We start from the raw sequence: 21,027 nt of genomic DNA on the forward strand, positions 1-21,027 counted from the left end.
CGTGCTTCAACGTCCGGCAGCTTTCGAGACGTTGGGCCTCCTCGCTGCGGCAGGACAGGCCGGAAGGGGCAAACTGCAAGTTCAGGGCGGAGTTCTGGTGCACCCGTTCGCAGATCGCCGGAATCTCTGTTCTGTCTGCTCGTCATATCGGCTCGAGCCGGGCATCGGACGCACGACCTGGGCCTCCGTGGGAATGGCTCTCAATGCCAGCCCGGGGCATCCGGCAAGGCTTCGACAGGCATATGCAAGACTGCACTGACAGCGGCTCCGGAAATGTAGGCGCGGATCACCCCGCTCTTTAGGCACGACCTTGGTTCCATCACGGACTTCCACGATCAACCCATAAAGGGTCGGACTATGCAAAGCATGCCGCCGTCCGGGGCTTCGCCCCGGAGGTGATCGCGTCCATTCCCGAACACTTCGGGCGCCTGTCGAGCGGGGATGGTCCCTGCCCACAAGACAGGAGCCGAAGAATGTCCTTCGCAGATGCCCATGCCTTCGCATTCAGCCTCGCCACCACCCTGATGGCCACGATCGTGATCTTCCGAGCCGGTGACGGGACGATGAGTGTGATGCCCGCCGCCGAATATGACGGCGACGACGACACCATCGTCGAGGAGATCGACCCTTTCGCCTGACGGGAGGGGGCACGCCCCCTTTCTTCCGCGCGACCGAATCGGTTGCTGTTTGATCGCGCAACCTCATTCGATTGCATAGCTTTTTTCTGGAAGTCGAGGCACAAAGCGACTAAAATAGCCGTAGTTCTGGCGTGCGTATTCGTGAATGTAGGAGGTGATCATGCATGATCACCGCCCGACAATCGCGGGCCGCGCGCGCGTTGCTTGGTTGGACGCAGGAGACGCTCGCTGACAAGGCCCGAATATCACTGACCGCACTGAAACGCCTCGAATCCGAAAGCGGACTACGGGTGTACGAGTCGACTTGCGATGAGGTCAGAAGGGCACTTGAAGCAGGCGGTATCGTTTTCCTGTCGACCGACCGCGGACAGGGAGTGCTGCTTGTCGATGATCGTGGAGACTTGGAAGGTTAGATCCTCTTCCTGCAGCAATATCGTCATCGCGTCAGCCGATGACTGTTGCGATGCATCCAAAATGGTTAAAAGTTTGCTAGGGTGCTTGCTCTGCGCGCCAGCAGGCGCGGACTGCGGGGGCAGCTCATGACCGATCTTTTCAATGACACCGCGCCATCGTGCGAGAGTCTTACCGATTATGACACGGCGCATATCAAGCTTTACATGCGTTTGTTGGACGCCTCAGACGATGGGGCGGACTGGCGCGAGGCCGTGGAAGTTCTTTTCGGGATCGACCCGGAAACCGAGCCGGATCGTGCGCGCCTTGTCCATGACAGTCATCTGGCACGGGCGCGCTGGATGACCCGCACCGGCTACAAGCATCTCCTCCAATTGCCGCGCCACTGAGCCGGATCTACCTGACTGACGTGATGCCCTTACGGCATCGCGCAGCGCCAAGCGATGCCGCGCCACTGACTTCCGCCATCCGGCTCGAACCGGAATCCTACTCAGCTCGACTTGCGCGTATTCAACGAGGAGTTGAGGGGATGAAACCTGACACATCGCGCTGGCGGGATCGCCGCAGTTACGACTTCTTCGACCGGTTGAACATCGAAGGACTTGCCTGGGAATGCCTTCGTAGGGACGAACCTTACCAGGATCTCTACGACAGGCTTGTTCTGCGCAAAGCGGAGATGCAGCCACTCTCACAAGAAGCCGAACGTCGATGGGGGTTGCGATTTCGCGGCCAGACCCGACCTGCCGGCGACGGTTCAACCGGTGTTCTGGTCGCCCGCCGTCGATCCTTCGGTCCTGCTCTTCGCCCGCCGTCCAGATCTCCTGCCATCCACGGCATTGCAACCGCGCGGAGATATTGCTGCCGGGCGCGATAGCCCGGATGGACGCCATGCAATCGAAAGCGCCATCGAGGCGCAGCTTCTGCTGCCGCATGATGTCGCCTTCAATGACCCGCTTGCAGCGCTCATCCCTTTCGATGACGACACGCTTGATCGGCTAGATGCAACGTCGCGTCTGTGGCGGGCTTGGCGTGGTCGCGTCGTGCCTCGCGACACTCGCATGACGGATGATCAACGCCGCCGCCTGCGCCTGAAGCTGCAGGCGGCCGACGGGCGTATGAACGGTGCGAGCTATCGCGAGATCGCTTACGCGATCTTCGGACGGACACGCGTTGCCGCCGAGGTCTGGAAGACCTCCTCGCTGCGCGACGCCGTCATCGAACTGGTCGAAAGCGGCCGAGATCTGATCGCGGGCGGCTATCTGCAACTGCTTCGCCACCGTCGCCGGCGCTAACCGCCCCGGTAGCAAAGGGGTGGGACTTTTAGACCCCCCTTAGTTTCCCATCCCCCCCAGAAGGCTTCCCTCCGCCACCGTGGTCGTTGTCCGCCGCTGAACCGCAGCGGCCACCGCAACACCCCGGAGGCCCGACCATGCAACCTGATGTCACCACCTTGCCGCCGCGATTCCTGCGCACCAAGGAAGCGGCCGAGTTCCTCTCGCTTTCCGCCCGCACGCTGGAAAAGCACCGGACCTACGGAACGGGTCCTGCCTATCGCAAGCTCGGCGGCCGCGTCGTCTATGCCATCGACGATCTCGAAGCCTGGGCTGCACGCGGCGCCGTCACCTCGACCTCCGATCCTCGCGGGTCCGTGCTGCCGGCGAAACGCCAGTCGTCGCCGGCGGTGCCTCAGCCTGGCCGCTTCGCACGCTGAACGCGGACGGTTCCCGAATGACGGCGCGGCATCGCTCTCCATCGGAGCGCGGACAGCTCGATCTGTTCCGGGCGCTCCCCGGCGACTTCGCGCCACGAGATGCGCAGGACCTCATGGCCTATCCCTTCTTCTCCCTCTCCAAATCCCATCGCATCGCGCCGATCGACTTTGCCGCCGGCAATATTTCGATCCGCGTCGAGGCGGTCCCTGATCACGGCATGGCGACCATCTGGGACGCCGATATCCTGATCTGGGCGGCGAGCCAGATCGTCGAGGCCCGCGATGCCGGCCTTCGCACCTCGCGCCTTCTTGCCGCGACACCCTATGAAATCCTCAAGTTCATAGAACGCGGCACGTCGCTGCGCGACTACCAGCGCCTCAAGGCAGCACTCGACCGCCTTCAGTCCACCACCGTCTCCACCACGATCCGCCAACCGATCGGGGGGCGCCGCCATCGCTTCTCCTGGATCAACGAATGGAAAGAACGCACGGATGGGCGCGGGAGACCCGACGGCCTCGAAATGATCGTGCCGGACTGGTTCTACCAGGCGGTGCTCGACGACGCGCTCGTGCTGACCATCGACCGGGCCTATTTCGACCTCACCGGCGGGCTCGATCGCTGGCTTTACAGGATCGTGCGCAAGCATGGCGGACGGCAGCGCAATGGCTGGCGCTTCGATTTTCGCCACCTCTATCAGAAATCGGGCGCGCGGTCCCCGTTCAAGCGCTTCGCCTTCGAACTGCGCGACATCATCCGGCGCCAGCCGCTGCCCGGCTACACGCTGTATCTCGAAGTCGAAACCGGCGGGCGGAGCTTGCTCGCGTTCGAGCCTGTCCCGGCCTGTGGACAGGCTGTGGATTGCGTCGTGCCATCAGGAACCCCAGGGCACGTGCTATCGGGAACCACCCCCTCGTGCCATCAGGAACCCAAACAGGGGTTAACGCATGGGAAGAAAACAAGAAATCGTGCCCTTAACTTAGAGTCTAACAAAGAATCTAACATTGAAGAGCGCGCGCGCGATGTGGAAAACCTCGTCCGCAAGGCCGCGAAGAGCCTCAGCGTCGCCGGAAAATCGCGCCCAAGCCACGCAGAACCATCGCCCGCTGAGACGTCACGATCACCCTCGAACGCGCGCGGGGCAGGCAAGCCATGATCGTCGCGCTGCTCAACCAGAAGGGTGGCGTCGGCAAGACCACGCTTGCGTTGAATCTCGCCGGAGAATGGGCGCGGAAGGGGAAGCGCGTCACGCTGATCGACGCCGACCCGCAAGGCTCGGCCCTCGACTGGTCAGAGCAGCGCAGCCACGAAGCACTGCCACGTCTCTTCGGTGTTATCGGCTTGGCACGCGATACCCTGCATCGCGAGGCGCCGGAGATCGTCCGCAACACCGACATGGTGGTGATCGACGGTCCACCGCGGGTTGCCGCGCTCATGCGCTCGGCCTTGCTCGCGGCCGACCTGGCGCTGATCCCGGTGCAGCCGTCGCCGCTCGACGGCTGGGCCTCGGCGGAAATGCTGGCACTCGTCACCGAGGCGCGCATCTACCGGCCCGAGTTGGTCGCCCGCTTTGTTCTCAACCGCTGTGGCGCACGCACCGTTCTCGCGCGCGAAACCGCCGAGACCCTGGTCGATCATGATCCACCCGCACTTGCCGCCACCATCGGCCAGCGTGTCGCCTTCGCGACAGCCGCGCAGTCGGGCCGACTGGTTTGCGAACTGGACGAGGACACGCCCGCCGCGCGCGAGATCGCGACGCTGGCGGATGCGATCGAACGCCTCGGCATCGGGAGGGTCACGCCATGAGCGAGCGTCCCGCCCGTCGCGGTTTCGCCTCCCGGCCCGGAGATCCCGAACATTGGATCAAGGCCGCGGATGCTCCCTCGCGCGACGGCGATCCCGCCCGTTTCACCGCACGCCTGACCATCGACATCACGCCGGACCTGCGCGGCCGCATCAAGATCGCCGCGTTTCAGCGCGGCGTCACTGTCGCCGACATGCTGCGCGACCTGCTCGCCCGCGAATTCCCGACAGACGAAGGAGACTCCAAATGACCGGCACCGCAGCGTCCCGCGTTGGCGACGGCCAGATGCCGTTAGCCCATAACACCGATGCGCACACCCATGTCGAACTGACCTGGATCGAGGGCAGGATCGAATACTGGATCCGCTTCGGCCGCGAGGTCGGCGAGCGCATCGTGGATCGCCGCCGGCGCATCGTATCCTTCCGCCCCGGCGCCGTCTTTGCATTCGTGCGATGGGCGACCAACGACTACGGCACCGTCATCTCGCGCATCGACATCGTGCGCGCCGTCGAACCCGGTGCCGCCTACCAGACGCTGCCCTTTGTGCGACCCGGCGGCGAAATACTGCTCAGGATCGAAGGCTGGCCCAAGGTCGAACAGGTGCTCCAGCACATCGATGCGGTGGAGGCTGCGAACGTCGACCCCTGCGACGCCGCCCCCGATCACTGGCGCCATGTGGCGCACCGGATGAGCGTCGGCCACGAGCCACGTCCCTACACGCAAGAGCGCCACCAGCCCTGGCTCAAGCGACAGGAGATCGAACGATGACCCGCTTCGGCTATGTCATGCTGACATACTTCACAGCCATGGGGGTCGCAGCGGCCGCCATCGTTCCGACCTCGCTCAAGCTCGTCTGGAACGTGTCGGCCAGCGCACCGATCGGGCTCTACCGGATCGAGCCCGCCGAGCACCTCGATGTCCCCGAGCTGGTTGCGGTCATGCCACCCGAGCCGCTCGAGGATTTCATGGTCGAGCGCGGCTATATCGGTCGCGACGTGCCAATCCTGAAGCATGTCCTCGGCCTGCCGGGACAGCGCATATGCCGGGTCGGCCGCACCGTTACGGTCGATGGAATCGCGATGGGCGAAGCGCGCGACCGTGATCGCCTCGACCGCCCGCTGCCGGTCTGGAACGGCTGCCGCACCGTCGCGGACAACGAACTCTTCCTGATGAACTGGCAGGTCCCAGACAGCCTCGACGGGCGGTATTTCGGTCCGCTTCCGGCGACGACCGTCATCGGCCGGGCCGTCCCTCTCTACACCGACGAAGATGGCGATGGCCGTTTCGTCTGGCGCGCGCCGACGCGGTGACGACGTACGCCTTCCTGCAATCCCACCGCATCCGAACAGGAGATCATCATGCCCCAGATTGGTCAGTTCATCCGCACACCGGACGGATACAGCGGACGTATGCGATCGCTGTCCTTCGACTGCGAGCTCACATTCGTTACGGCGGAGAACGCCGACAGCGAGAACGCGCCGGCCTACCGCGTTCATCTCGGCGACGAGACTGGCCCCGAAGTCGGCGCAGGCTGGAAACATACCGGCGACCGCGCCGGCACGTTCATCTCCGTCGTCCTCGATGACCCGGCATTCGCGTTTCCGGTTCGTGCCCGGCTGTTCCAGTCGGACGAGGATGGACGCGACTGGGGCCTGCACTGGACCCGCCCGAAGAAGCGCGACGAGCAGGACTGATCGATGCCGCTCATCGGTCCATCAGCAACATTGCAGCGGTGCGGTCCCTGCGGCCGCATCGTCCTCCTTCTCCTTTCCGGCTTAGTCATCGCCGCGCTCGATACCGGCGGCGCATCTGCACAGCCGGCGCCCGCCGGACGACAGGGAGTCCGCGAACCCATTGCCGCGCATATTGCCGAGGCGGCGCAGCGGTTCGGAATTCCCGAACGCTGGATCGTCGCCGTCATGCGTGCCGAAAGTGCCGGCAATACGCGCGCGATCTCAAGCGCAGGAGCACAGGGATTGATGCAGGTCATGCCGGCGACCTGGGATGATTTGCGGGTTCGACATCGACTCGGCGCCGATCCCTTCGACCCGCGCGACAACATCCTCGCGGGCGCGGCCTATCTGCGCGAGATGTACGACCGCTATGGCACGATCCCGGCGATGCTCGCGGCCTACAATGCCGGGCCGGATCGCTATGACGACTACCTCGCAACGGGCCGTCCGCTGCCGGCCGAAACGCGCGCCTATGTCGATCTGCTCGCGCCGGCGCTGGGCGCAACGGTGCCATCGCGCGGCGCTCCGGCTGTGCCATCACCGCCACCGGACTGGCGCGAGGCGCCGCTGTTCATCCCGCGCTCAGTTGACCGCCAGACAGTCGCGGACCGCGCCACCGACAAGCACCCGAACGGCAACTCGCCTTCCGTGCCGGTGCAGCCCGATTCCGAGGATCAGTCGCATCCGAAAGCGATCTTCGTTGTTCAGGATGACACGGGAGGTGAACCATGACGCATTGCAGCTCTCATCGCATGATTTCGGGTTCCGGCGTGTCATGGAGTGCGCGAAGGGTGGCGGCGGGAACCACAACCGACCGATGGCAGGATAAAAGGGCGCACATTGCGCGCCGGTCGGTCGGTTGTTTTGTTTGGATTTTCTGGCGCGTTCCGCACATTGTCCCTCTCCATCGCAATGTGCGGATCGCACTCAACTTCCGGGATTTCCTGCCTTTTTCGCACATTGCAGGGCGATGCCATGGCCGATGACCGCGAGTTCCGCATTCGGCCTGGCCGTATCCGTTCGACCCGTGCGCAGGCGGCGCGTCCCTTCATCGCACAGGCGCTGGCGGCGGCGAAGAAGGCGGGCGGCGGCGTGTCACGCTCCGGCCGCGTCACATCCGGCAACCGCTCGCGCTTCGGCCATGGGCAGCGCGCCAGCATACAGGCCAATCGCTTCATCACCGCGCGCTCGCGCGGCGCCGTCATCAAGGCGCGCGTGGTTCGCCATTCGGGCCGGACGCCGCCGCTGGGCACCCATCTCGACTATCTGCGCCGCGACGGCGTCACCCGGGACGGGGAGAAGGCGCGGCTGTTCGGGCCGGGAGAGGAGGAAGCGGACGGCCGGGCCTTCACCGAGCGCTGCGAGGACGACCGGCATCATTTCCGGTTCATCGTCTCACCCGACGACGCGCTGGAGATGTCCGACCTGCGATCCTTCACCAGCGACCTTGTCGGGCAGATGGAGAAGGATCTCGGCACCGAGCTGGACTGGGTGGCCGTCGATCACTGGAACACCGAACACCCGCATGTCCATCTGATCGTGCGCGGCGTGCGCCAGGAAGGTGAAGACCTCGTCATCTCCCGCGACTACATCAAGGAAGGCATGCGCGACCGGGCGCGCGATCTCATCACCCAGGAGCTTGGCCCGCGCACCGATCTCGATATCCGCCGCACCCTCGAAAGCCAGATCGAGACCGAGCGCTGGACGCAACTCGACCGTCAGCTTGCCCGCGACAGCCGGCGCACCGGAGTGATCGGCCTCGCTCCGCCGCCGGGCGAGCGGCCTGACGAGTTCCACGCGCTGAAGGTCGGGCGCCTGCGCAAGTTGGAAACACTCAGCCTCGCAGAGCAGATTGGCCCCGGTCAATGGATGATCGGCGACAAGGCCGAGGCGACGCTGCGTGAACTCGGGGAGCGCGGCGACATCATCAGGCGCATGCACCGCGCGTTGACCGAGCGCGGCATCGAGCGTGGATCGGCGGACTACGTGTTGGCAGCCGAAAGCCTCGACGCGCCCATCGTCGGGCGTCTGGTCGAGCGCGGGCTCGACGACGAGCTCAAGGGCACGGCCTACGCCGTGGTCGACGGCGTTGACGGGCGGAGCCATCACGTCAAGCTCGCCGATCTCAACGCCGCCGGCGACAGCGCTCCGGGCTCGATCGTCGAACTGCGCGCCTATGACGATTCCCGCGGGAACCGCCGCGTCGCGCTCGCGGTGCGCTCCGATCTCGACATCGAGCGACAGGTGACCGCCTCCGGGGCGACCTGGCTCGACCGGCAGAACATCGCACGGGAGCCCGCCGCGCTCTCCGAGGGCGGATTCGGAGCGGAGGTGCGCAATGCCCTCGACAGGCGGGCCGACCGTCTGATCGGGGAAGGCTTCGCCGAGCAGCAGGGTCGGCGCATAGTCTTCAGCCGCAATCTTGTCGACACGCTCCGCCGGCGCGAGTTGGACGAAGTCGGCGAGAAACTGGCGGCGAAGACCGGGCAGCCGTTCCAGCGCGTCGGCAGCGGCGAGTACGTCGCCGGCGCCTATCGCCAGCGCCTCACGCTCGCCTCCGGCCGCTTCGCAATGATCGACGACGGTCTCGGATTCCAGCTCGTACCGTGGACGCCTTCGATGGAGAAGCATCTCGGCCGCCACATCTCGGGCGTTGCGCGTGGCGATGGTGGCGTCGACTGGAGCTTTGGCCGCAAGCGCGGCCTCGGTCTCTGATCCAACAAACAAGAAAGGCCAACACCCATGTCCGGCACCAAGATCCTCTGGGGGCAGATCCTCACTGTCTTCCTGATCGTTCTTCTCACCACCTGGGGCGCGACCGAATATGTTGCCTGGAGGCTCGGGTTCCAAGCGCAGCTTGGATCGCCCTGGTTCATTCTGCTGGGCTGGCCGATCTATCTGCCGCCGTCCTTCTTCTGGTGGTGGTACGCCTATGACGCCTACGCCCCCGACATCTTCGTCCGTGGCGCCTTCATTGCCGCCTCGGGCGGGTTCATTGCGATCGCCGTCGCGGTCGGCATGTCTGTCTGGCGCGCACGCGAAGCCAAGAAGGCGGAAACCTATGGCTCGGCGCGGTGGGCAGAGCCGCAGGAGGTGAAGTCGGCGGGGCTGCTGCATCCCAACGGCGTCGTGCTCGGCCATTATGATCGTGACTATCTGCGCCACGACGGGCCGGAGCATGTGTTGTGTTTCGCCCCGACCCGATCGGGCAAGGGCGTGGGCCTCGTCGTGCCTTCGCTGCTGACCTGGCCCGGATCGGCGATCGTCCACGACATCAAGGGCGAGAACTGGCAGCTCACGGCCGGGTTCAGATCGCGCCACGGCCGCGTGCTCCTGTTCGACCCGACCAACGCCAAATCCGCCGCCTACAATCCGCTGCTCGAAGTCCGGCGCGGCGAATGGGAAGTGCGCGACGTCCAGAATATCGCCGACATCCTGGTCGACCCCGAAGGCAGCCTCGAGAAGCGGAATCACTGGGAAAAGACCTCCCATGCCCTCCTGGTCGGCGCGATCCTCCACGTCCTTTATGCGGAGGTGGACAAGACGCTGGCCGGCGTCGCAGCTTTTCTCTCTGATCCGAAGCGGCCGATCGAGTCGACGCTGGCCGCCATGATGAAAACCGCGCATCTAGGGGAGGCGGGACCGCATCCCGTAATTGCCAGCGCCGCGCGCGAGCTGCTCAACAAGTCCGATAACGAGCGCTCAGGCGTGCTTTCCACGGCGATGTCGTTCCTCGGCCTCTATCGCGATCCCGTGGTGGCCGAAGTCACACGGCGCTGCGACTGGCGCATCGGCGACATGGTGGGTGCGAAACACCCAACCACGCTCTACCTCGTCGTCCCGCCGTCCGACATCAACCGCACCAAGCCGTTGATCCGCCTGATCCTCAATCAGGTGGGCCGTCGACTAACAGAAGATCTGCAGGCGAAAGCGGGCCGCCACCGGCTGCTGCTGATGCTCGACGAGTTTCCGGCACTCGGCCGACTCGACTTCTTCGAGAGCGCATTGGCCTTCATGGCCGGATATGGGCTGAAAAGCTTCCTGATCGCGCAATCGCTGAACCAGATCGAGAAGGCCTACGGCGCCAACAACTCGATCCTCGACAATTGCCATGTTCGCGTCAGCTTCGCGACCAACGACGAACGTACCGCCAAACGCGTTTCCGATGCACTCGGCACGGCCACCGAGATGAAGGCGATGAAGAACTATGCCGGGCATAGGCTGAGCCCCTGGCTGGGACATCTCATGGTCTCACGCTCGGAGACCGCGCGGCCGCTGCTGACCCCCGGCGAGATCATGCAGCTCCCGCCAAGCGACGAGATCGTCATGGTCGCGGGCACGCCGCCGATCCGGGCGAAGAAGGCCCGCTACTACGAGGACGCCCGCTTCAATGAACGCATCCTGCCACCACCGGCACACACCGCGCCGAAGGAGGGCCGCCCCGACGACTGGACCACACTGCCATTGCCGGTGCATCCGGCAGTGGTCGAACCGAAGGATGCGGCAGCGATCCAGGACAACGAGGACCCAACCGATTCCGAGCGCCGCCATCAACCCGAACTCAGCCGGGTGAAGCCCGTCGAAAAGAAGGTGCCCATCGAGAATCCCTTCGAACTGGATACTGACCGGGACGAAGATGTGGATGACGCGGCAACGCGCAATCGACGCATGACCGGGATTATGCAGGGGGTGGCGCGGCAGGTCTCGCTTGATCCGAATGACGGCATGGAGCTGTGATTGCGATGATCGCACGCAAGAAAAAGGCGCAAATCTCCGTCTATCTCGATCCCGCAATCATGGAGATGCTGGCGGATTACGCCGCACGTCGCGATCAACCGCAGTCGATGATCGCTGAAGCCGCCATCGCCTCGTTCCTGTCGCCAGATGCCGCTGAGCGGCGCGAAGCGGTCATCGTCAAACGTCTCGATCAGATCGACCGACGCATGACTCGGCTCGAACGTGATATGGGAATCGCCATCGAGAGCTTGGCCGTGTTCATCAAATACTGGGTCGCAACCACGCCGGCGTTGCCGGAACCTGCCGCTCAGGCAGCTCGCGCCAAAGCCGGGGAGCGCTACGATCAATTCGTCACGGCGCTCGGCCGCCGTCTCGCGAAGGGCCCGAAACTTCGACAGGAAATATCTGAAGACGTTGGGCAGACGCAGGAATCGGGCAGCGGAACCTGATCAGTTGCTGATTTAAAAGCTCGCTTCGCGCTGGCACGTGCAAGCTCACGCTTCGACCGCCGCCGTTTTCCTGTATTTGCACGCCACGCTACTACGACGCTAAATACTTGTTGAATCAGCTATAAATCAGGATCTTTTACTCATCCCCGCATGGGGATCGCCTTTTTGTCCCCGTTGGAATCGGGGATCGGATGGCAGCCTCACATCACAATTCGGAAGGGATCGCTCGAGGCGCGCGGATGCTGCGCACCGCGCTCGGTCCGGCCATCGCGGCCTTCCTTGAGGACCGCGGCGTCGTCGAGGTGATGCTGAACCCGGACGGGCGCCTCTGGATCGACCGCCTCTCCGAAGGTCTGTCGGATACGGGCGAGCGCCTGGCACCGGAGGACGGTGAACGCATCATCCGGCTGGTCGCTCACCATGTGGGTGCCGAGGTCCATACCGGAAGCCCGCGCGTCTCGGCGGAACTGCCCGGAACGGGGGAGCGGTTCGAGGGGCTTCTGCCGCCGGTCGTGGCGGCGCCGGCTTTCGCGATCCGCAAGCCCGCCGTGGCCGTGTTCTCCCTCGATGACTATGTCGCCGCCAGCATCATGACGGCCGAGCAGGCATCGGCCTTGCGGGCCGGGGTCGCGGCGCGCGCAAACATCCTCGTCGCCGGCGGCACATCGACGGGGAAGACCACACTCACCAATGCGCTGCTGGCCGAGGTCGCGAAGACCGCCGACCGCGTCGTCATCATCGAGGATACGCGCGAGTTGCAATGCGCCGCGCCGAACCTAGTCGCCATGCGAACGAAGGACAGCGTCGCCTCACTCTCCGATCTCGTCCGCTCTTCTTTGCGCCTGCGGCCCGACCGCATTCCCATCGGCGAGGTTCGCGGCAGCGAGGCGCTCGATCTCCTCAAGGCCTGGGGAACCGGCCATCCGGGCGGCGTCGGCACGATCCACGCAGGCACGGCGCTCGGTGCGCTGCGCCGTCTTGAGCAGCTCGTCCAGGAAGCCGTCGTCACCGTCCCGCGCGCGCTGATCGCGGAAACCATCGATCTCGTGGCCGTGCTGTCCGGACGCGGCTCCGCACGCCGTCTCTCGGAACTCGCCCGCGTCGAGGGACTCGACCCCGCAGGCGACTATCGCGTCGTCAGAGCGATGGAGGCTCCGGACACACCTCCTCCCACAGCAACCGCAAAGGAAAGCTCCCATGAACCAGATTCTGCATAAAACCCGCCAGAGACTGGTGACCGCCGCGTCGATCGTGGTCATTGCCATGATGACGGCGCCCGCCGCGCACGCCTCCGGCTCCTCTATGCCCTGGGAGGCGCCGCTCCAGTCGATCCTCGAATCCATCGAGGGGCCGGTCGCCAAGATCATCGCCGTTATCATCATTATCATCACCGGCCTGACACTCGCTTTCGGTGACACGTCCGGCGGCTTCCGGCGCCTGATTCAGATCGTCTTCGGCCTGTCGATCGCCTTCGCGGCGAGTTCCTTCTTCCTGTCGTTCTTCTCCTTCGGCGGCGGGGCACTGGTCTGATGGCTGGCGCTTCCGATCAGGGCGGAGAACTGCTCGGCTTTTCCGTGCCGGTTCACCGCGCGCTCACTGAGCCGATCCTGCTGGGCGGTGCGCCGCGCGCCATCGCCATCATGAACGGCACGCTCGCCGGGGCGGTGGGTCTTGGCCTGAGGCTCTGGCTGGTCGGCATTGCAATCTGGGCGATCGGACACATCGCGGCGGTCTGGGCCGCCAAGCGCGACCCGCTCTTCGTCGAGGTCGGCCGCCGCCATCTGCGCATTCCCGCGCATCTGACGATCTGAAGGGGAGGCGCAGTAATGATGAACCTCGCCGAATACCGTAATCGCAACACCCGGCTCGCCGACTATCTGCCCTGGGTGGCGCTGGTCGAGAAGGGCACCGTCCTCAACAAGGACGGCAGCTTCCAGCGCACGGCGCGCTTCCGGGGGCCGGACCTCGATTCCGCGGTTCCCGCGGAGCTCATCGCTGTTGCCGGCAGGCTGAACAATGCTTTCCGCCGTCTCGGTTTGGGCTGGGCGATCTTCGTCGAGGCTCAGCGCCATCCCTCGAATCTTTATCCCGACAGCCGCTTTCTCGACGCCGCATCCGCTTTGGTCGATGCCGAACGCAAAGCGAGCTTCGAGGAAGCAGGGACGCATTTCGAGTCGAGCTATTTCCTCACCTTCGCCTATCTGCCACCGGCCGAGGACGCCGCGCGCGCCGAAAGCTGGCTCTATGAAGGCCGCGAGACCAAGGGCGTCGATCCGCACGAAGTTCTCACCAGCTTCGCCGATCGCACCGACCGTGTGCTCCGCCTGATCGACGCCTTCATGCCCGAATGCCGCTGGCTCGATGACGCCGAGACGCTGACCTACCTCCATGGTTGCGTCTCCACCAAACGTCACCGTGTCCGCGTCCCCGAGACGCCGATGTATTTGGACGCGTTGCTCGCGGACCAGCCGCTCGCCGGCGGGCTGGAGCTACGGCTCGGCGACGAGCATCTGCGCGTGCTGACGATAACCGGATTCCCGACGGCGACCACGCCCGGCCTGCTCGACGAGCTCAACCGTCTCGCCTTTCCCTATCGCTGGTCGACCCGCGCCATCCTGATGGACAAGACGGATGCGACGAAGCTCCTGACCCGCATACGGCGCCAGTGGTTCGCCAAGCGCAAGTCGATTGCCGCGATCCTCAAGGAGGTGATGACCAACGAGGCTTCCGTGCTCGTCGACACCGACGCCTCCAACAAGGCGGCCGATGCCGATCTGGCCCTGCAGGAGCTCGGCGCGGATTATGCCGGGATCGCCTATGTCACCGCGACGGTAACGGTGTGGGACGCCGACCGGCGCGTCGCCGACGAGAAGCTGCGTCTGGTCGAGAAGGTCATCCAGGGACGTGACTTCACCGCGATGCCCGAGACCATCAACGCCGTCGATGCGTGGCTCGGATCGCTGCCCGGACATGTTTACGCCAATGTCCGCCAGCCGCCGATCTCCACCCTCAACCTTGCCCACATGATCCCCCTCAGCGCCGTGTGGGCGGGGCCGGAACGGGACGAGCACTTCGCAGCGCCCCCGCTGCTGTTCGGCAAGACCGAGGGCTCGACCCCGTTCCGGTTTTCCCTTCATGTCGGCGATGTCGGGCATACGCTCGTCGTCGGCCCGACCGGCGCGGGCAAGTCGGTGCTGCTGGCACTGATGGCGCTGCAGTTCCGCCGCTACGCCGGCGCCCAGGTCTTCGCCTTCGATTTTGGCGGGTCGATCCGCGCCGCCGCGCTCGCCATGGGCGGCGACTGGCACGACCTCGGCGGCGGACTGACCGAAGGCGATGATCAGAGCGTCTCGCTGCAGCCGCTCTCGCGCCTCGAAGAGACTGCCGAGCGGGCTTGGGCCGCCGACTGGGTCGTGGCGATCCTGATGCGGGAGGGCGTCGAGATCACGCCGGAGGTCAAGGAGCATCTCTGGACGGCGCTTACCTCGCTCGCCTCGGCGCCAATCGCGGAACGCACGATCACCGGCCTTGCGGTGCTGCTCCAATCCAACGACCTCAAACAGGCGCTGCGGCCCTATTGCGTCGGCGGCGCCTATGGCCACTTGCTCGACGCGGAGGTCGAGCATCTGGGCGAGGCTACTGTGCAGGCCTTCGAGACCGAGGGCCTGATCGGCACCGGCGCGGCGCCCGCGGTCCTAGCTTATCTCTTTCATCGCATCGAGGACCGGCTCGACGGATCGCCGACTCTCATCATCATCGACGAGGGCTGGCTGGCGCTGGATGACGAAGGCTTTGCAGGCCAGCTTCGCGAATGGCTGAAGACGCTGAGGAAGAAGAACGCGTCCGTCGTGTTCGCGACACAAAGCCTGAGCGACATCGACGGATCAGTGATCGCGCCGGCCATCATCGAGAGCTGCCAGACGCGCTTGCTGCTCCCCAACGAGCGCGCGATCGAGCCGCAGATCACGGCGATCTATCGACGCTTCGGCCTCAACGACCGCCAGATCGAGATCCTCGCGCGGGCCACGCCCAAGCGCGACTATTACTGCCAATCGCGGCGCGGCAACCGGCTCTTCGAACTGGGGCTGAGCGAAGTGGCGCTGGCGCTCTGCGCCACCTCCGCCAAGACCGATCAGGCCGCCATCGCGCGCATCCTTGCCGAACATGGCCGCACGGATTTCCTCGCGGCCTGGCTGCGGGAGCGCGGCGTCGACTGGGCGGCCGATCTCATTCCCGATCTCAGCAATCTCATCCCCCAGCCCAAAAAGGAGACTGATCATGGAGACACGTAAATCCCGTTCGCGTGCGGCCCGCTTTGCCGCCGCGCTCATCGCCGCGCCGGTCGCGGTGCTGCCGTTGGTGCTGGCGCCCCCGGCCTCGGCGGCGTGGATCGTTTACGATCCCACCAACTATGCGCAGAACGTGCTGCAGGCGGCACGCGCGCTAGAGCAGATCAACAATCAGATCACGCAGCTTCAGAACGAAGCGCAGATGCTCATCAACCAGGCGCGCAACCTGACAAGCCTGCCTTACTCGTCGCTCCAGCAGCTTCAACAGGCCGTCGGCCGCACGCAATCCCTTCTACAGCAGGCACAGAATATCGCCTTCGACGTCCAGCAAATCGACCAGGCTTTCCAGCAGAAATACGCCAACATCGACATGAGCGCCTCGGAGCAGCAGCTCGTCGCCGATGCGCGCTCGCGCTGGGAGAACACCGTCGGCGGTCTGCAGGACGCTATGCGCGTCCAGGCCGGTGTCGTCGGTAATATCGAGACCAACCGCGCCCAGATGTCGGCATTGGTTGGCCAGAGCCAGGGCGCGACCGGCGCGCTGCAGGCGACACAGGCCGGCAACCAGCTCCTCGCATTGCAGGCCCAGCAACTCGCCGATCTCACGGCCGTCATCGCCGCCAATGGCCGCGCCCGGGCGCTGACCGACGCCGAGCGGGCGGCCGCGGCCGAACAGGGACGCGTCCAGCGCGAACGCTTCCTGACGCCGGGCTCCGGCTATCAGCCCGGCAATGCGCAGATGTTCAACAGCAACAACTGACGCGCCGGACGGCCGGAAGGGGGAAGAAATGGAGGGCAAGACCCTGGCGCGGATTGGAGCGATCGTCTTCGTCGCCTTCGCCATCACGGCGACGGTAATCGAGTTGACGCGCGAGGACGAACCCGCGCGACCGGCTCCCGCGCCAGCGCTTGCGCCCTCCGTCGATCCGCTGCGCGCAGAACAGCGCCGCTGCCAGCAACTCGGCGAAGCTGCGGTCCGCGACGCCGAGTGTCTCGCGATCTGGGCCGAGACCCGCGACCGCTTCCTCGGCCGCGCACCGTCCGACACCGCATCCCCAGACGAGGAATAGCGATCCATGGGCGGCACCGGCGTCATCGACAATTTCCTTGGGGTCTTCACCAGCTATATCGATAGCGGCTTCGGTCTGCTCGGCGGCGAGGTCGCCTTCATCGCCACCACGTTGATCGTCATCGACGTGACGCTCGCTGCCCTCTTCTGGTCGTGGGGCGCCGACGACGACATCATCGCGCGGCTCGTCAAAAAGACCCTCTTCGTCGGCGTCTTCGCCTATATCATCGGCAACTGGAACAATCTCGCCCGCATCGTCTTCGAAAGCTTCGCCGGCCTCGGCCTGATGGCGTCGGGCACCAGCTTCACAGCAGCCGATCTGATGCGGCCGGGCCGCGTGGCCCAGACCGGGCTCGATGCGGCGCGGCCACTGCTCGAATCCATTTCCGACCTGATGGGCTGGGTCGCCTTCTTCGAGAACTTCATCCAGATCGCCTGCCTGCTCTTCGCCTGGGCGCTGGTCCTGCTCGCCTTCTTCATCCTGTCCATCCAGCTTTTCATCACCCTGATCGAGTTCAAGCTGACGACGCTCGCCGGCTTCGTCCTCATTCCCTTCGGTCTATTCGGCAAGACCGCCTTCATGGCCGAACGGGTGCTCGGCAACGTCATCTCGTCGGGCATAAAGGTGCTGGTCCTCGCCGTCATCATCGGCATCGGCTCGACCCTGTTCTCGCAGTTCACTGCCGGCTTCGGCGGCGTCACGCCGACGATCGACGAGGCTATGGCCGTGGTCCTCGCGGCGCTGTCGCTGCTCGGCCTCGGCATATTCGGACCGGGCATCGCCAACGGCATCGTCTCGGGCGGCCCGCAACTCGGCGCGGGTGCAGCCGTCGGAACCGGACTTGCCGTGGGCGGCGCTGCCTTGGCTGGCGCGGGTGCTGCGGGTCTCGCCGCCAGAGGCGGTGGCATGGCGCTCTCCGGCACAGCGGCCGCCGCGCGCGGCGGCGCCGCTGCCGCGGGCGGAGCCACAACCGCCTATAGCCTCGGATCGGCCGGACAATCCGGCGCTGCCAGCGTTGCTTCCGGTCTTGGCGCGGTCGCGAGCACCGGCGCACGCGCGGCGACGTCTCCGCTACGCCGTGCCAGCACGAGAGTTGCCGAAAGCGCACGCGAGAGTTTCCAGTCGGGTGCTCGATCAGCCTTCGAGACGACTGGCGGAACACTGGGCAGCGGGGCCAGCACGGCAGGTTCCGCCACAGCTCCATCCACACCAACGGACGGTCCGCCTGATTGGGCGAAGCGCATGAAGCGTTCGCAGCGTCTCTCCCACGGCGTCCAGGCCGCCGCGCATGCGGTGCGCTCCGGCGACAGCCATGGCGGCGCCAGTTCTGTCAATCTTTCCGAGGGGAATCGCTCATGAGCTTCTTCAAACGATCCACCACCCACTACGGTAAATCCGCTGGGCCTGAGACCCCGTATCAGCGCGCGGCCCAGGTATGGGACGACCGGATTGGCTCAGCCCGGGTGCAGGCCCGCAACTGGCGTTTGATGGCATTCGGTTGCCTGATCCTGTCCGGCGGCTTCGCAAGCGCCCTGGTCTGGCAATCCACGACCGGCAACGTCGTGCCCTGGGTCGTCGAAGTCGACAATCTCGGCGAGGCCCATGCGATCGGTCCGGCGGACGCCAGCTTCGAGCCGAGCGATCCCCAAATCGCTTTCCATTTGGCGCGCTTCATCGAGCAGGTACGCGCGATCCCCGCCGACCCGATCATCGTGCGACAGAACTGGCTGCGCGCTTACGAGTTCACCACCGATCGCGGCGCGCTGGCGCTCAACGACTATGCCCGCGCCAACGACCCGTTCACTCGGGTCGGGCGTCAGCAGATCGCCGTCGAAGTCTCCAGCGTCATTCGCGCCTCGCCGAATTCCTTCCGCGTGGCCTGGACGGAGCGGCACTACGAGAACGGCCAGCTCTCCGCGACCGAGCGATGGACGGCGATCCTGACCATCGTCATCCAGCCGCCACGCGACGCCGAGCGACTGCGCGCCAACCCGCTCGGCATCTACGTCAACGCCATCAACTGGTCGCGGGAGATGGGCCAATGAGTACGATTGTTCGCACACCCGCGTTCCTGGTTTTCCGTAAAGCCGCATTGCCGTTTGTGCTGATTTCCGCATCGGCGCTCGCTGGATGCGCCACCTATCGTCCGCCGGAGATCAGCTATGATGACAGCGTGCCGCCGCTGCCAACGGTCGAGCGACCGACGACCGACCAGCGACCGCGGCCGATCCACACGCCACCGGCCTGGACGGTTGCACGGGGCGGCTCCGCTGCCGCGACGCCGACCGGCCGGGTGGAGAACGCCAACGCGGCCGCCCGGATCGAGCCCCGCCGGGAAGGCTATTACAACGCCATCCAGATCTACCCCTGGAGCGAGGGCGCTCTCTATCAGGTCTATGCCGCCCCCGGCCAGATCACCAACATCGCGCTTGAACCGGGCGAAGCGCTGACCGGGGCGGGACCGATCGCGGCCGGCGACACCGCCCGCTGGATCATCGGCGATACCGAGAGCGGCTCGGGAACATCGCGCCGCGTCCATATCCTCGTCAAGCCGACGCGGCCGGACATCGTCACCAACCTCGTTATCACCACCGACCGGCGCACCTACATGATCGAGCTGCGATCCCGCGACGATCCCTACATGCCTGCCGTCGCCTGGGCCTATCCGCAGCCGCCCGCCACACAGCGCGCGACGCCGACAACACCGAGGATTCCGGCCGCGTCGGCCCGCCACTACCGCTATGGACTGCAGGGCGACAGTCCGCCCTGGCGGCCGGTCTCGGTCTTCGACGACGGGCGGCGGGTCTATATCGTCTTTCCCGCCGGAATCGTGCAGGGCGAGATGCCGCCGCTCTTCGTCCTTGGCTCGGATGGCGAGCCGGAGATCGTCAACAGCCGCATCTATCGAAACATCCTGATCGTCGACCGCATCTTTGCGGCCGCCGAGCTGCGCCTCGGCAGCGGTGACCGCCAGCGGGCCGTCAGGATCGTGCGTACCGACGGGAGGCCCGGATCATGAGCGACATCGACAACACCAGAGAGGACGATGTGCCGCTTGATGCGCCAGCCCACGACACCGCCGAACCGATGCGGCTCCGGGGAACCCCGCCGCGTGTCACGCGGCTCTCGCGCCGGGTGCTCGCCGGCCTCGGGCTGGTCGCGGCTCTCGGGATCGGAGGTGCGCTGATCTACGCGCTCCAGACGCCCGACAATGGAGTTGGCAGCGACGAACTTTATTCGACCGAGAACCGCAACACCGCTGACGGACTCAATGAATTACCGCGCGACTACACCGGTCCGGTGCTCGGTCCACCACTTCCCGGCGATCTCGGCCGTCCGATCCTCGATGCACAAGAGCGCGGCCAACCTGTCCCGCCGCCAGCGATCAATGCATCGGCCGTCGATCCGGAGGAACAACGACGGCTCGCCGAAGAGGAAGCGGCGCGCACCAGCCGGGTATTCTTCCAGACCGCACCAGGCGCCACGCGGGAAGCCCCAGCACCAAACCTTGCTGGGCTCAATCTCGGCAACCAGCCGGGCGCCGCACAGAACAACGATCTCGCCTTCCTCAACGCCCCGGTTGACCGGCGCACCGTAGCGGTTGATCGTATCACGCCACCGGCGTCGCCTTTCGTGTTGCAGGCTGGGTCCGTCATTCCGGCGGCGCTGATTACCGGCATCCGCTCGGATCTTCCCGGTCAAATCACGGCGCAGGTGACCCAGCACATCTATGACAGTCCGACCGGCAACATGGTGCTGATCCCCCAAGGCACGCGCATCATCGGCGAATACAGCAATGACGTGGGCTTCGGCGATCGCCGCGTGCTCCTCGTCTGGAACCGCCTGATCTTCCCCAATGGCCGCTCCATCGTCCTCGAACGCCAGCCCGGTGCTGACACGCAGGGCTATGCCGGGCTCGAGGACGGGGTCGACTATCATTGGTGGGATCTGGCGAAGGCCGCCGGGCTCTCCACGTTGCTCTCGGTCGGGGCGGAACTGACCATGGATGACGACGATCGCCTGATTCAGGCGATCCGCAACGGCGCTCAGGACACGATCAATGATGCCGGCCAGCAGATCGTCCAGCGCCAGTTGCAAGTCGCACCGACGTTGACGATCCGACCGGGATTCCCAGTGCGCGTCATCGTCACCCGCGATCTCGTCCTCGAACCCTATGGAGGCTGAAC

At 65.3% G+C, this 21,027-nt stretch carries 26 protein-coding genes; all 26 read left to right on the plus strand.

The window, feature by feature from the left end; genetic code table 11:
• Nucleotides 1–473: 473 nt before the first annotated feature.
• The 26 genes from ACX3M4_RS00935 to ACX3M4_RS01060 all read left to right on the plus strand — a co-directional run bounded on the left by ACX3M4_RS00935 (nucleotide 474) and on the right by ACX3M4_RS01060 (nucleotide 21,025).
• Nucleotides 474–638: a hypothetical protein gene (locus tag ACX3M4_RS00935; RefSeq protein WP_198670758.1), complete on the plus strand. Its 165-nt coding sequence runs from the start codon at nucleotides 474–476 to the stop codon at nucleotides 636–638.
• Nucleotides 639–802: 164 nt separating this feature from the next.
• Nucleotides 803–1,051 (plus strand): helix-turn-helix domain-containing protein, encoded by a 249-nt coding sequence (locus ACX3M4_RS00940; protein ID WP_459356735.1) that lies wholly within the window; start codon nucleotides 803–805, stop codon nucleotides 1,049–1,051.
• 126 nt (nucleotides 1,052–1,177) lie between these two features.
• Nucleotides 1,178–1,438: a DNA -binding domain-containing protein gene (locus ACX3M4_RS00945; RefSeq protein WP_459356736.1), complete on the plus strand. Its 261-nt coding sequence runs from the start codon at nucleotides 1,178–1,180 to the stop codon at nucleotides 1,436–1,438.
• Nucleotides 1,439–1,578: 140 nt separating this feature from the next.
• Complete coding sequence (locus ACX3M4_RS00950) at nucleotides 1,579–1,923, plus strand: transcriptional regulator domain-containing protein (RefSeq protein ID WP_459356737.1); 345 nt, start codon at nucleotides 1,579–1,581, stop codon at nucleotides 1,921–1,923.
• Complete coding sequence (locus ACX3M4_RS00955) at nucleotides 1,811–2,341, plus strand: DUF2285 domain-containing protein (protein ID WP_459356738.1); 531 nt, start codon at nucleotides 1,811–1,813, stop codon at nucleotides 2,339–2,341. Before ACX3M4_RS00950 ends, ACX3M4_RS00955 begins: the two co-directional genes overlap by 113 nt.
• A 137-nt stretch (nucleotides 2,342–2,478) precedes the next feature.
• Nucleotides 2,479–2,760, plus strand: coding sequence for a helix-turn-helix transcriptional regulator (locus ACX3M4_RS00960; protein ID WP_459356739.1), 282 nt, complete (start codon nucleotides 2,479–2,481; stop codon nucleotides 2,758–2,760).
• Nucleotides 2,761–2,777: 17 nt separating this feature from the next.
• A complete protein-coding gene (locus tag ACX3M4_RS00965; protein WP_459356740.1) occupies nucleotides 2,778–3,914 on the plus strand; it encodes a replication initiator protein A in 1,137 nt (378 codons plus the stop codon).
• Entirely contained in the window at nucleotides 3,911–4,564 is a 654-nt protein-coding gene (parA, locus tag ACX3M4_RS00970; protein WP_459356741.1) for a ParA family partition ATPase, read from the plus strand. The genes ACX3M4_RS00965 and parA overlap by 4 nt, the downstream gene beginning before the upstream one ends.
• Nucleotides 4,561–4,812: a ribbon-helix-helix protein gene (locus ACX3M4_RS00975; RefSeq protein WP_459356742.1), complete on the plus strand. Its 252-nt coding sequence runs from the start codon at nucleotides 4,561–4,563 to the stop codon at nucleotides 4,810–4,812. Before parA ends, ACX3M4_RS00975 begins: the two co-directional genes overlap by 4 nt.
• On the plus strand, nucleotides 4,809–5,330 hold the full coding sequence (locus ACX3M4_RS00980; RefSeq protein WP_459356743.1) for a DUF2840 domain-containing protein: 522 nt from the start codon (nucleotides 4,809–4,811) through the stop codon (nucleotides 5,328–5,330). Before ACX3M4_RS00975 ends, ACX3M4_RS00980 begins: the two co-directional genes overlap by 4 nt.
• A complete protein-coding gene (locus ACX3M4_RS00985) occupies nucleotides 5,327–5,872 on the plus strand; it encodes a S26 family signal peptidase (RefSeq protein ID WP_459356744.1) in 546 nt (181 codons plus the stop codon). The genes ACX3M4_RS00980 and ACX3M4_RS00985 overlap by 4 nt, the downstream gene beginning before the upstream one ends.
• Nucleotides 5,873–5,920: 48 nt before the next feature.
• The gene (locus ACX3M4_RS00990) at nucleotides 5,921–6,256 is read left to right on the plus strand and encodes a DUF736 domain-containing protein (RefSeq protein ID WP_459356745.1); all 336 of its coding nucleotides are present in this window, start codon (nucleotides 5,921–5,923) and stop codon (nucleotides 6,254–6,256) included.
• A 3-nt stretch (nucleotides 6,257–6,259) separates the two neighbouring features.
• Complete coding sequence (locus tag ACX3M4_RS00995) at nucleotides 6,260–7,027, plus strand: lytic transglycosylase domain-containing protein (protein WP_459356746.1); 768 nt, start codon at nucleotides 6,260–6,262, stop codon at nucleotides 7,025–7,027.
• 243 nt (nucleotides 7,028–7,270) lie between these two features.
• Nucleotides 7,271–9,010, plus strand: a complete 1,740-nt coding sequence (locus ACX3M4_RS01000; protein WP_459356747.1) for a relaxase/mobilization nuclease domain-containing protein — start codon at nucleotides 7,271–7,273, stop codon at nucleotides 9,008–9,010.
• 27 nt (nucleotides 9,011–9,037) lie between these two features.
• Nucleotides 9,038–11,032: a conjugal transfer protein TraG gene (locus ACX3M4_RS01005; RefSeq protein WP_459356748.1), complete on the plus strand. Its 1,995-nt coding sequence runs from the start codon at nucleotides 9,038–9,040 to the stop codon at nucleotides 11,030–11,032.
• A 5-nt stretch (nucleotides 11,033–11,037) separates the two neighbouring features.
• Nucleotides 11,038–11,481, plus strand: coding sequence for a CopG family transcriptional regulator (locus tag ACX3M4_RS01010; RefSeq protein WP_150061450.1), 444 nt, complete (start codon nucleotides 11,038–11,040; stop codon nucleotides 11,479–11,481).
• Between the two features lie 191 nt (nucleotides 11,482–11,672).
• Entirely contained in the window at nucleotides 11,673–12,698 is a 1,026-nt protein-coding gene (trbB, locus tag ACX3M4_RS01015) for a P-type conjugative transfer ATPase TrbB (protein ID WP_459356749.1), read from the plus strand.
• Nucleotides 12,679–13,011 (plus strand): TrbC/VirB2 family type IV secretion system protein, encoded by a 333-nt coding sequence (locus tag ACX3M4_RS01020; protein WP_459356750.1) that lies wholly within the window; start codon nucleotides 12,679–12,681, stop codon nucleotides 13,009–13,011. Before trbB ends, ACX3M4_RS01020 begins: the two co-directional genes overlap by 20 nt.
• Nucleotides 13,011–13,292, plus strand: coding sequence for a VirB3 family type IV secretion system protein (locus ACX3M4_RS01025; RefSeq protein ID WP_459356751.1), 282 nt, complete (start codon nucleotides 13,011–13,013; stop codon nucleotides 13,290–13,292). Before ACX3M4_RS01020 ends, ACX3M4_RS01025 begins: the two co-directional genes overlap by 1 nt.
• Nucleotides 13,293–13,307: 15 nt before the next feature.
• Nucleotides 13,308–15,773 carry a conjugal transfer protein TrbE gene (gene trbE, locus ACX3M4_RS01030; RefSeq protein ID WP_459356752.1) on the plus strand — a complete coding sequence of 822 codons (2,466 nt, stop codon included), beginning with the start codon at nucleotides 13,308–13,310 and terminating at the stop codon, nucleotides 15,771–15,773.
• Nucleotides 15,760–16,530 carry a P-type conjugative transfer protein TrbJ gene (trbJ, locus tag ACX3M4_RS01035; RefSeq protein ID WP_459356753.1) on the plus strand — a complete coding sequence of 257 codons (771 nt, stop codon included), beginning with the start codon at nucleotides 15,760–15,762 and terminating at the stop codon, nucleotides 16,528–16,530. The genes trbE and trbJ overlap by 14 nt, the downstream gene beginning before the upstream one ends.
• A 28-nt stretch (nucleotides 16,531–16,558) precedes the next feature.
• Complete coding sequence (gene trbK-alt / locus ACX3M4_RS01040; protein ID WP_459359346.1) at nucleotides 16,559–16,840, plus strand: putative entry exclusion protein TrbK-alt; 282 nt, start codon at nucleotides 16,559–16,561, stop codon at nucleotides 16,838–16,840.
• A gap of 6 nt (nucleotides 16,841–16,846) precedes the next feature.
• On the plus strand, nucleotides 16,847–18,199 hold the full coding sequence (gene trbL, locus ACX3M4_RS01045) for a P-type conjugative transfer protein TrbL (protein WP_459356754.1): 1,353 nt from the start codon (nucleotides 16,847–16,849) through the stop codon (nucleotides 18,197–18,199).
• Entirely contained in the window at nucleotides 18,196–18,885 is a 690-nt protein-coding gene (gene trbF, locus ACX3M4_RS01050) for a conjugal transfer protein TrbF (RefSeq protein ID WP_459356755.1), read from the plus strand. Before trbL ends, trbF begins: the two co-directional genes overlap by 4 nt.
• Nucleotides 18,882–19,859 (plus strand): P-type conjugative transfer protein TrbG, encoded by a 978-nt coding sequence (gene trbG, locus ACX3M4_RS01055; protein WP_459356756.1) that lies wholly within the window; start codon nucleotides 18,882–18,884, stop codon nucleotides 19,857–19,859. Before trbF ends, trbG begins: the two co-directional genes overlap by 4 nt.
• Nucleotides 19,856–21,025: a TraB/TrbI/VirB10 family type IV secretion system protein gene (locus tag ACX3M4_RS01060; protein ID WP_459356757.1), complete on the plus strand. Its 1,170-nt coding sequence runs from the start codon at nucleotides 19,856–19,858 to the stop codon at nucleotides 21,023–21,025. Before trbG ends, ACX3M4_RS01060 begins: the two co-directional genes overlap by 4 nt.
• The last annotated feature ends 2 nt before the right edge of the window (nucleotides 21,026–21,027 follow it).

The organism is Roseibium sp. M-1 (assembly GCF_054515675.1).

What these genes read in the sequence shown, in the direction of transcription:
- ACX3M4_RS00985 (WP_459356744.1), top strand. Translation starts at nt 5,327, where the DNA reads ATGACCCGCTTCGGCTATGTCATGCTGACATACTTCACAGCCATGGGG.
- ACX3M4_RS01020 (WP_459356750.1), top strand. Translation starts at nt 12,679, where the DNA reads ATGAACCAGATTCTGCATAAAACCCGCCAGAGACTGGTGACCGCCGCG.
- trbG (WP_459356756.1), top strand. Translation starts at nt 18,882, where the DNA reads ATGAGTACGATTGTTCGCACACCCGCGTTCCTGGTTTTCCGTAAAGCC.
- trbE (WP_459356752.1), top strand. Translation starts at nt 13,308, where the DNA reads ATGATGAACCTCGCCGAATACCGTAATCGCAACACCCGGCTCGCCGAC.
- ACX3M4_RS00995 (WP_459356746.1), top strand. Translation starts at nt 6,260, where the DNA reads ATGCCGCTCATCGGTCCATCAGCAACATTGCAGCGGTGCGGTCCCTGC.
- trbL (WP_459356754.1), top strand. Translation starts at nt 16,847, where the DNA reads ATGGGCGGCACCGGCGTCATCGACAATTTCCTTGGGGTCTTCACCAGC.
- ACX3M4_RS00960 (WP_459356739.1), top strand. Translation starts at nt 2,479, where the DNA reads ATGCAACCTGATGTCACCACCTTGCCGCCGCGATTCCTGCGCACCAAG.
- parA (WP_459356741.1), top strand. Translation starts at nt 3,911, where the DNA reads ATGATCGTCGCGCTGCTCAACCAGAAGGGTGGCGTCGGCAAGACCACG.
- ACX3M4_RS00975 (WP_459356742.1), top strand. Translation starts at nt 4,561, where the DNA reads ATGAGCGAGCGTCCCGCCCGTCGCGGTTTCGCCTCCCGGCCCGGAGAT.
- ACX3M4_RS00940 (WP_459356735.1), top strand. Translation starts at nt 803, where the DNA reads ATGATCACCGCCCGACAATCGCGGGCCGCGCGCGCGTTGCTTGGTTGG.
- ACX3M4_RS00980 (WP_459356743.1), top strand. Translation starts at nt 4,809, where the DNA reads ATGACCGGCACCGCAGCGTCCCGCGTTGGCGACGGCCAGATGCCGTTA.
- trbB (WP_459356749.1), top strand. Translation starts at nt 11,673, where the DNA reads ATGGCAGCCTCACATCACAATTCGGAAGGGATCGCTCGAGGCGCGCGG.
- ACX3M4_RS00945 (WP_459356736.1), top strand. Translation starts at nt 1,178, where the DNA reads ATGACCGATCTTTTCAATGACACCGCGCCATCGTGCGAGAGTCTTACC.
- trbF (WP_459356755.1), top strand. Translation starts at nt 18,196, where the DNA reads ATGAGCTTCTTCAAACGATCCACCACCCACTACGGTAAATCCGCTGGG.
- ACX3M4_RS00990 (WP_459356745.1), top strand. Translation starts at nt 5,921, where the DNA reads ATGCCCCAGATTGGTCAGTTCATCCGCACACCGGACGGATACAGCGGA.
- ACX3M4_RS01060 (WP_459356757.1), top strand. Translation starts at nt 19,856, where the DNA reads ATGAGCGACATCGACAACACCAGAGAGGACGATGTGCCGCTTGATGCG.
- trbK-alt (WP_459359346.1), top strand. Translation starts at nt 16,559, where the DNA reads ATGGAGGGCAAGACCCTGGCGCGGATTGGAGCGATCGTCTTCGTCGCC.
- ACX3M4_RS01025 (WP_459356751.1), top strand. Translation starts at nt 13,011, where the DNA reads ATGGCTGGCGCTTCCGATCAGGGCGGAGAACTGCTCGGCTTTTCCGTG.
- ACX3M4_RS00935 (WP_198670758.1), top strand. Translation starts at nt 474, where the DNA reads ATGTCCTTCGCAGATGCCCATGCCTTCGCATTCAGCCTCGCCACCACC.
- trbJ (WP_459356753.1), top strand. Translation starts at nt 15,760, where the DNA reads ATGGAGACACGTAAATCCCGTTCGCGTGCGGCCCGCTTTGCCGCCGCG.
- ACX3M4_RS00965 (WP_459356740.1), top strand. Translation starts at nt 2,778, where the DNA reads ATGACGGCGCGGCATCGCTCTCCATCGGAGCGCGGACAGCTCGATCTG.
- ACX3M4_RS01005 (WP_459356748.1), top strand. Translation starts at nt 9,038, where the DNA reads ATGTCCGGCACCAAGATCCTCTGGGGGCAGATCCTCACTGTCTTCCTG.
- ACX3M4_RS00950 (WP_459356737.1), top strand. Translation starts at nt 1,579, where the DNA reads ATGAAACCTGACACATCGCGCTGGCGGGATCGCCGCAGTTACGACTTC.
- ACX3M4_RS01000 (WP_459356747.1), top strand. Translation starts at nt 7,271, where the DNA reads ATGGCCGATGACCGCGAGTTCCGCATTCGGCCTGGCCGTATCCGTTCG.
- ACX3M4_RS01010 (WP_150061450.1), top strand. Translation starts at nt 11,038, where the DNA reads ATGATCGCACGCAAGAAAAAGGCGCAAATCTCCGTCTATCTCGATCCC.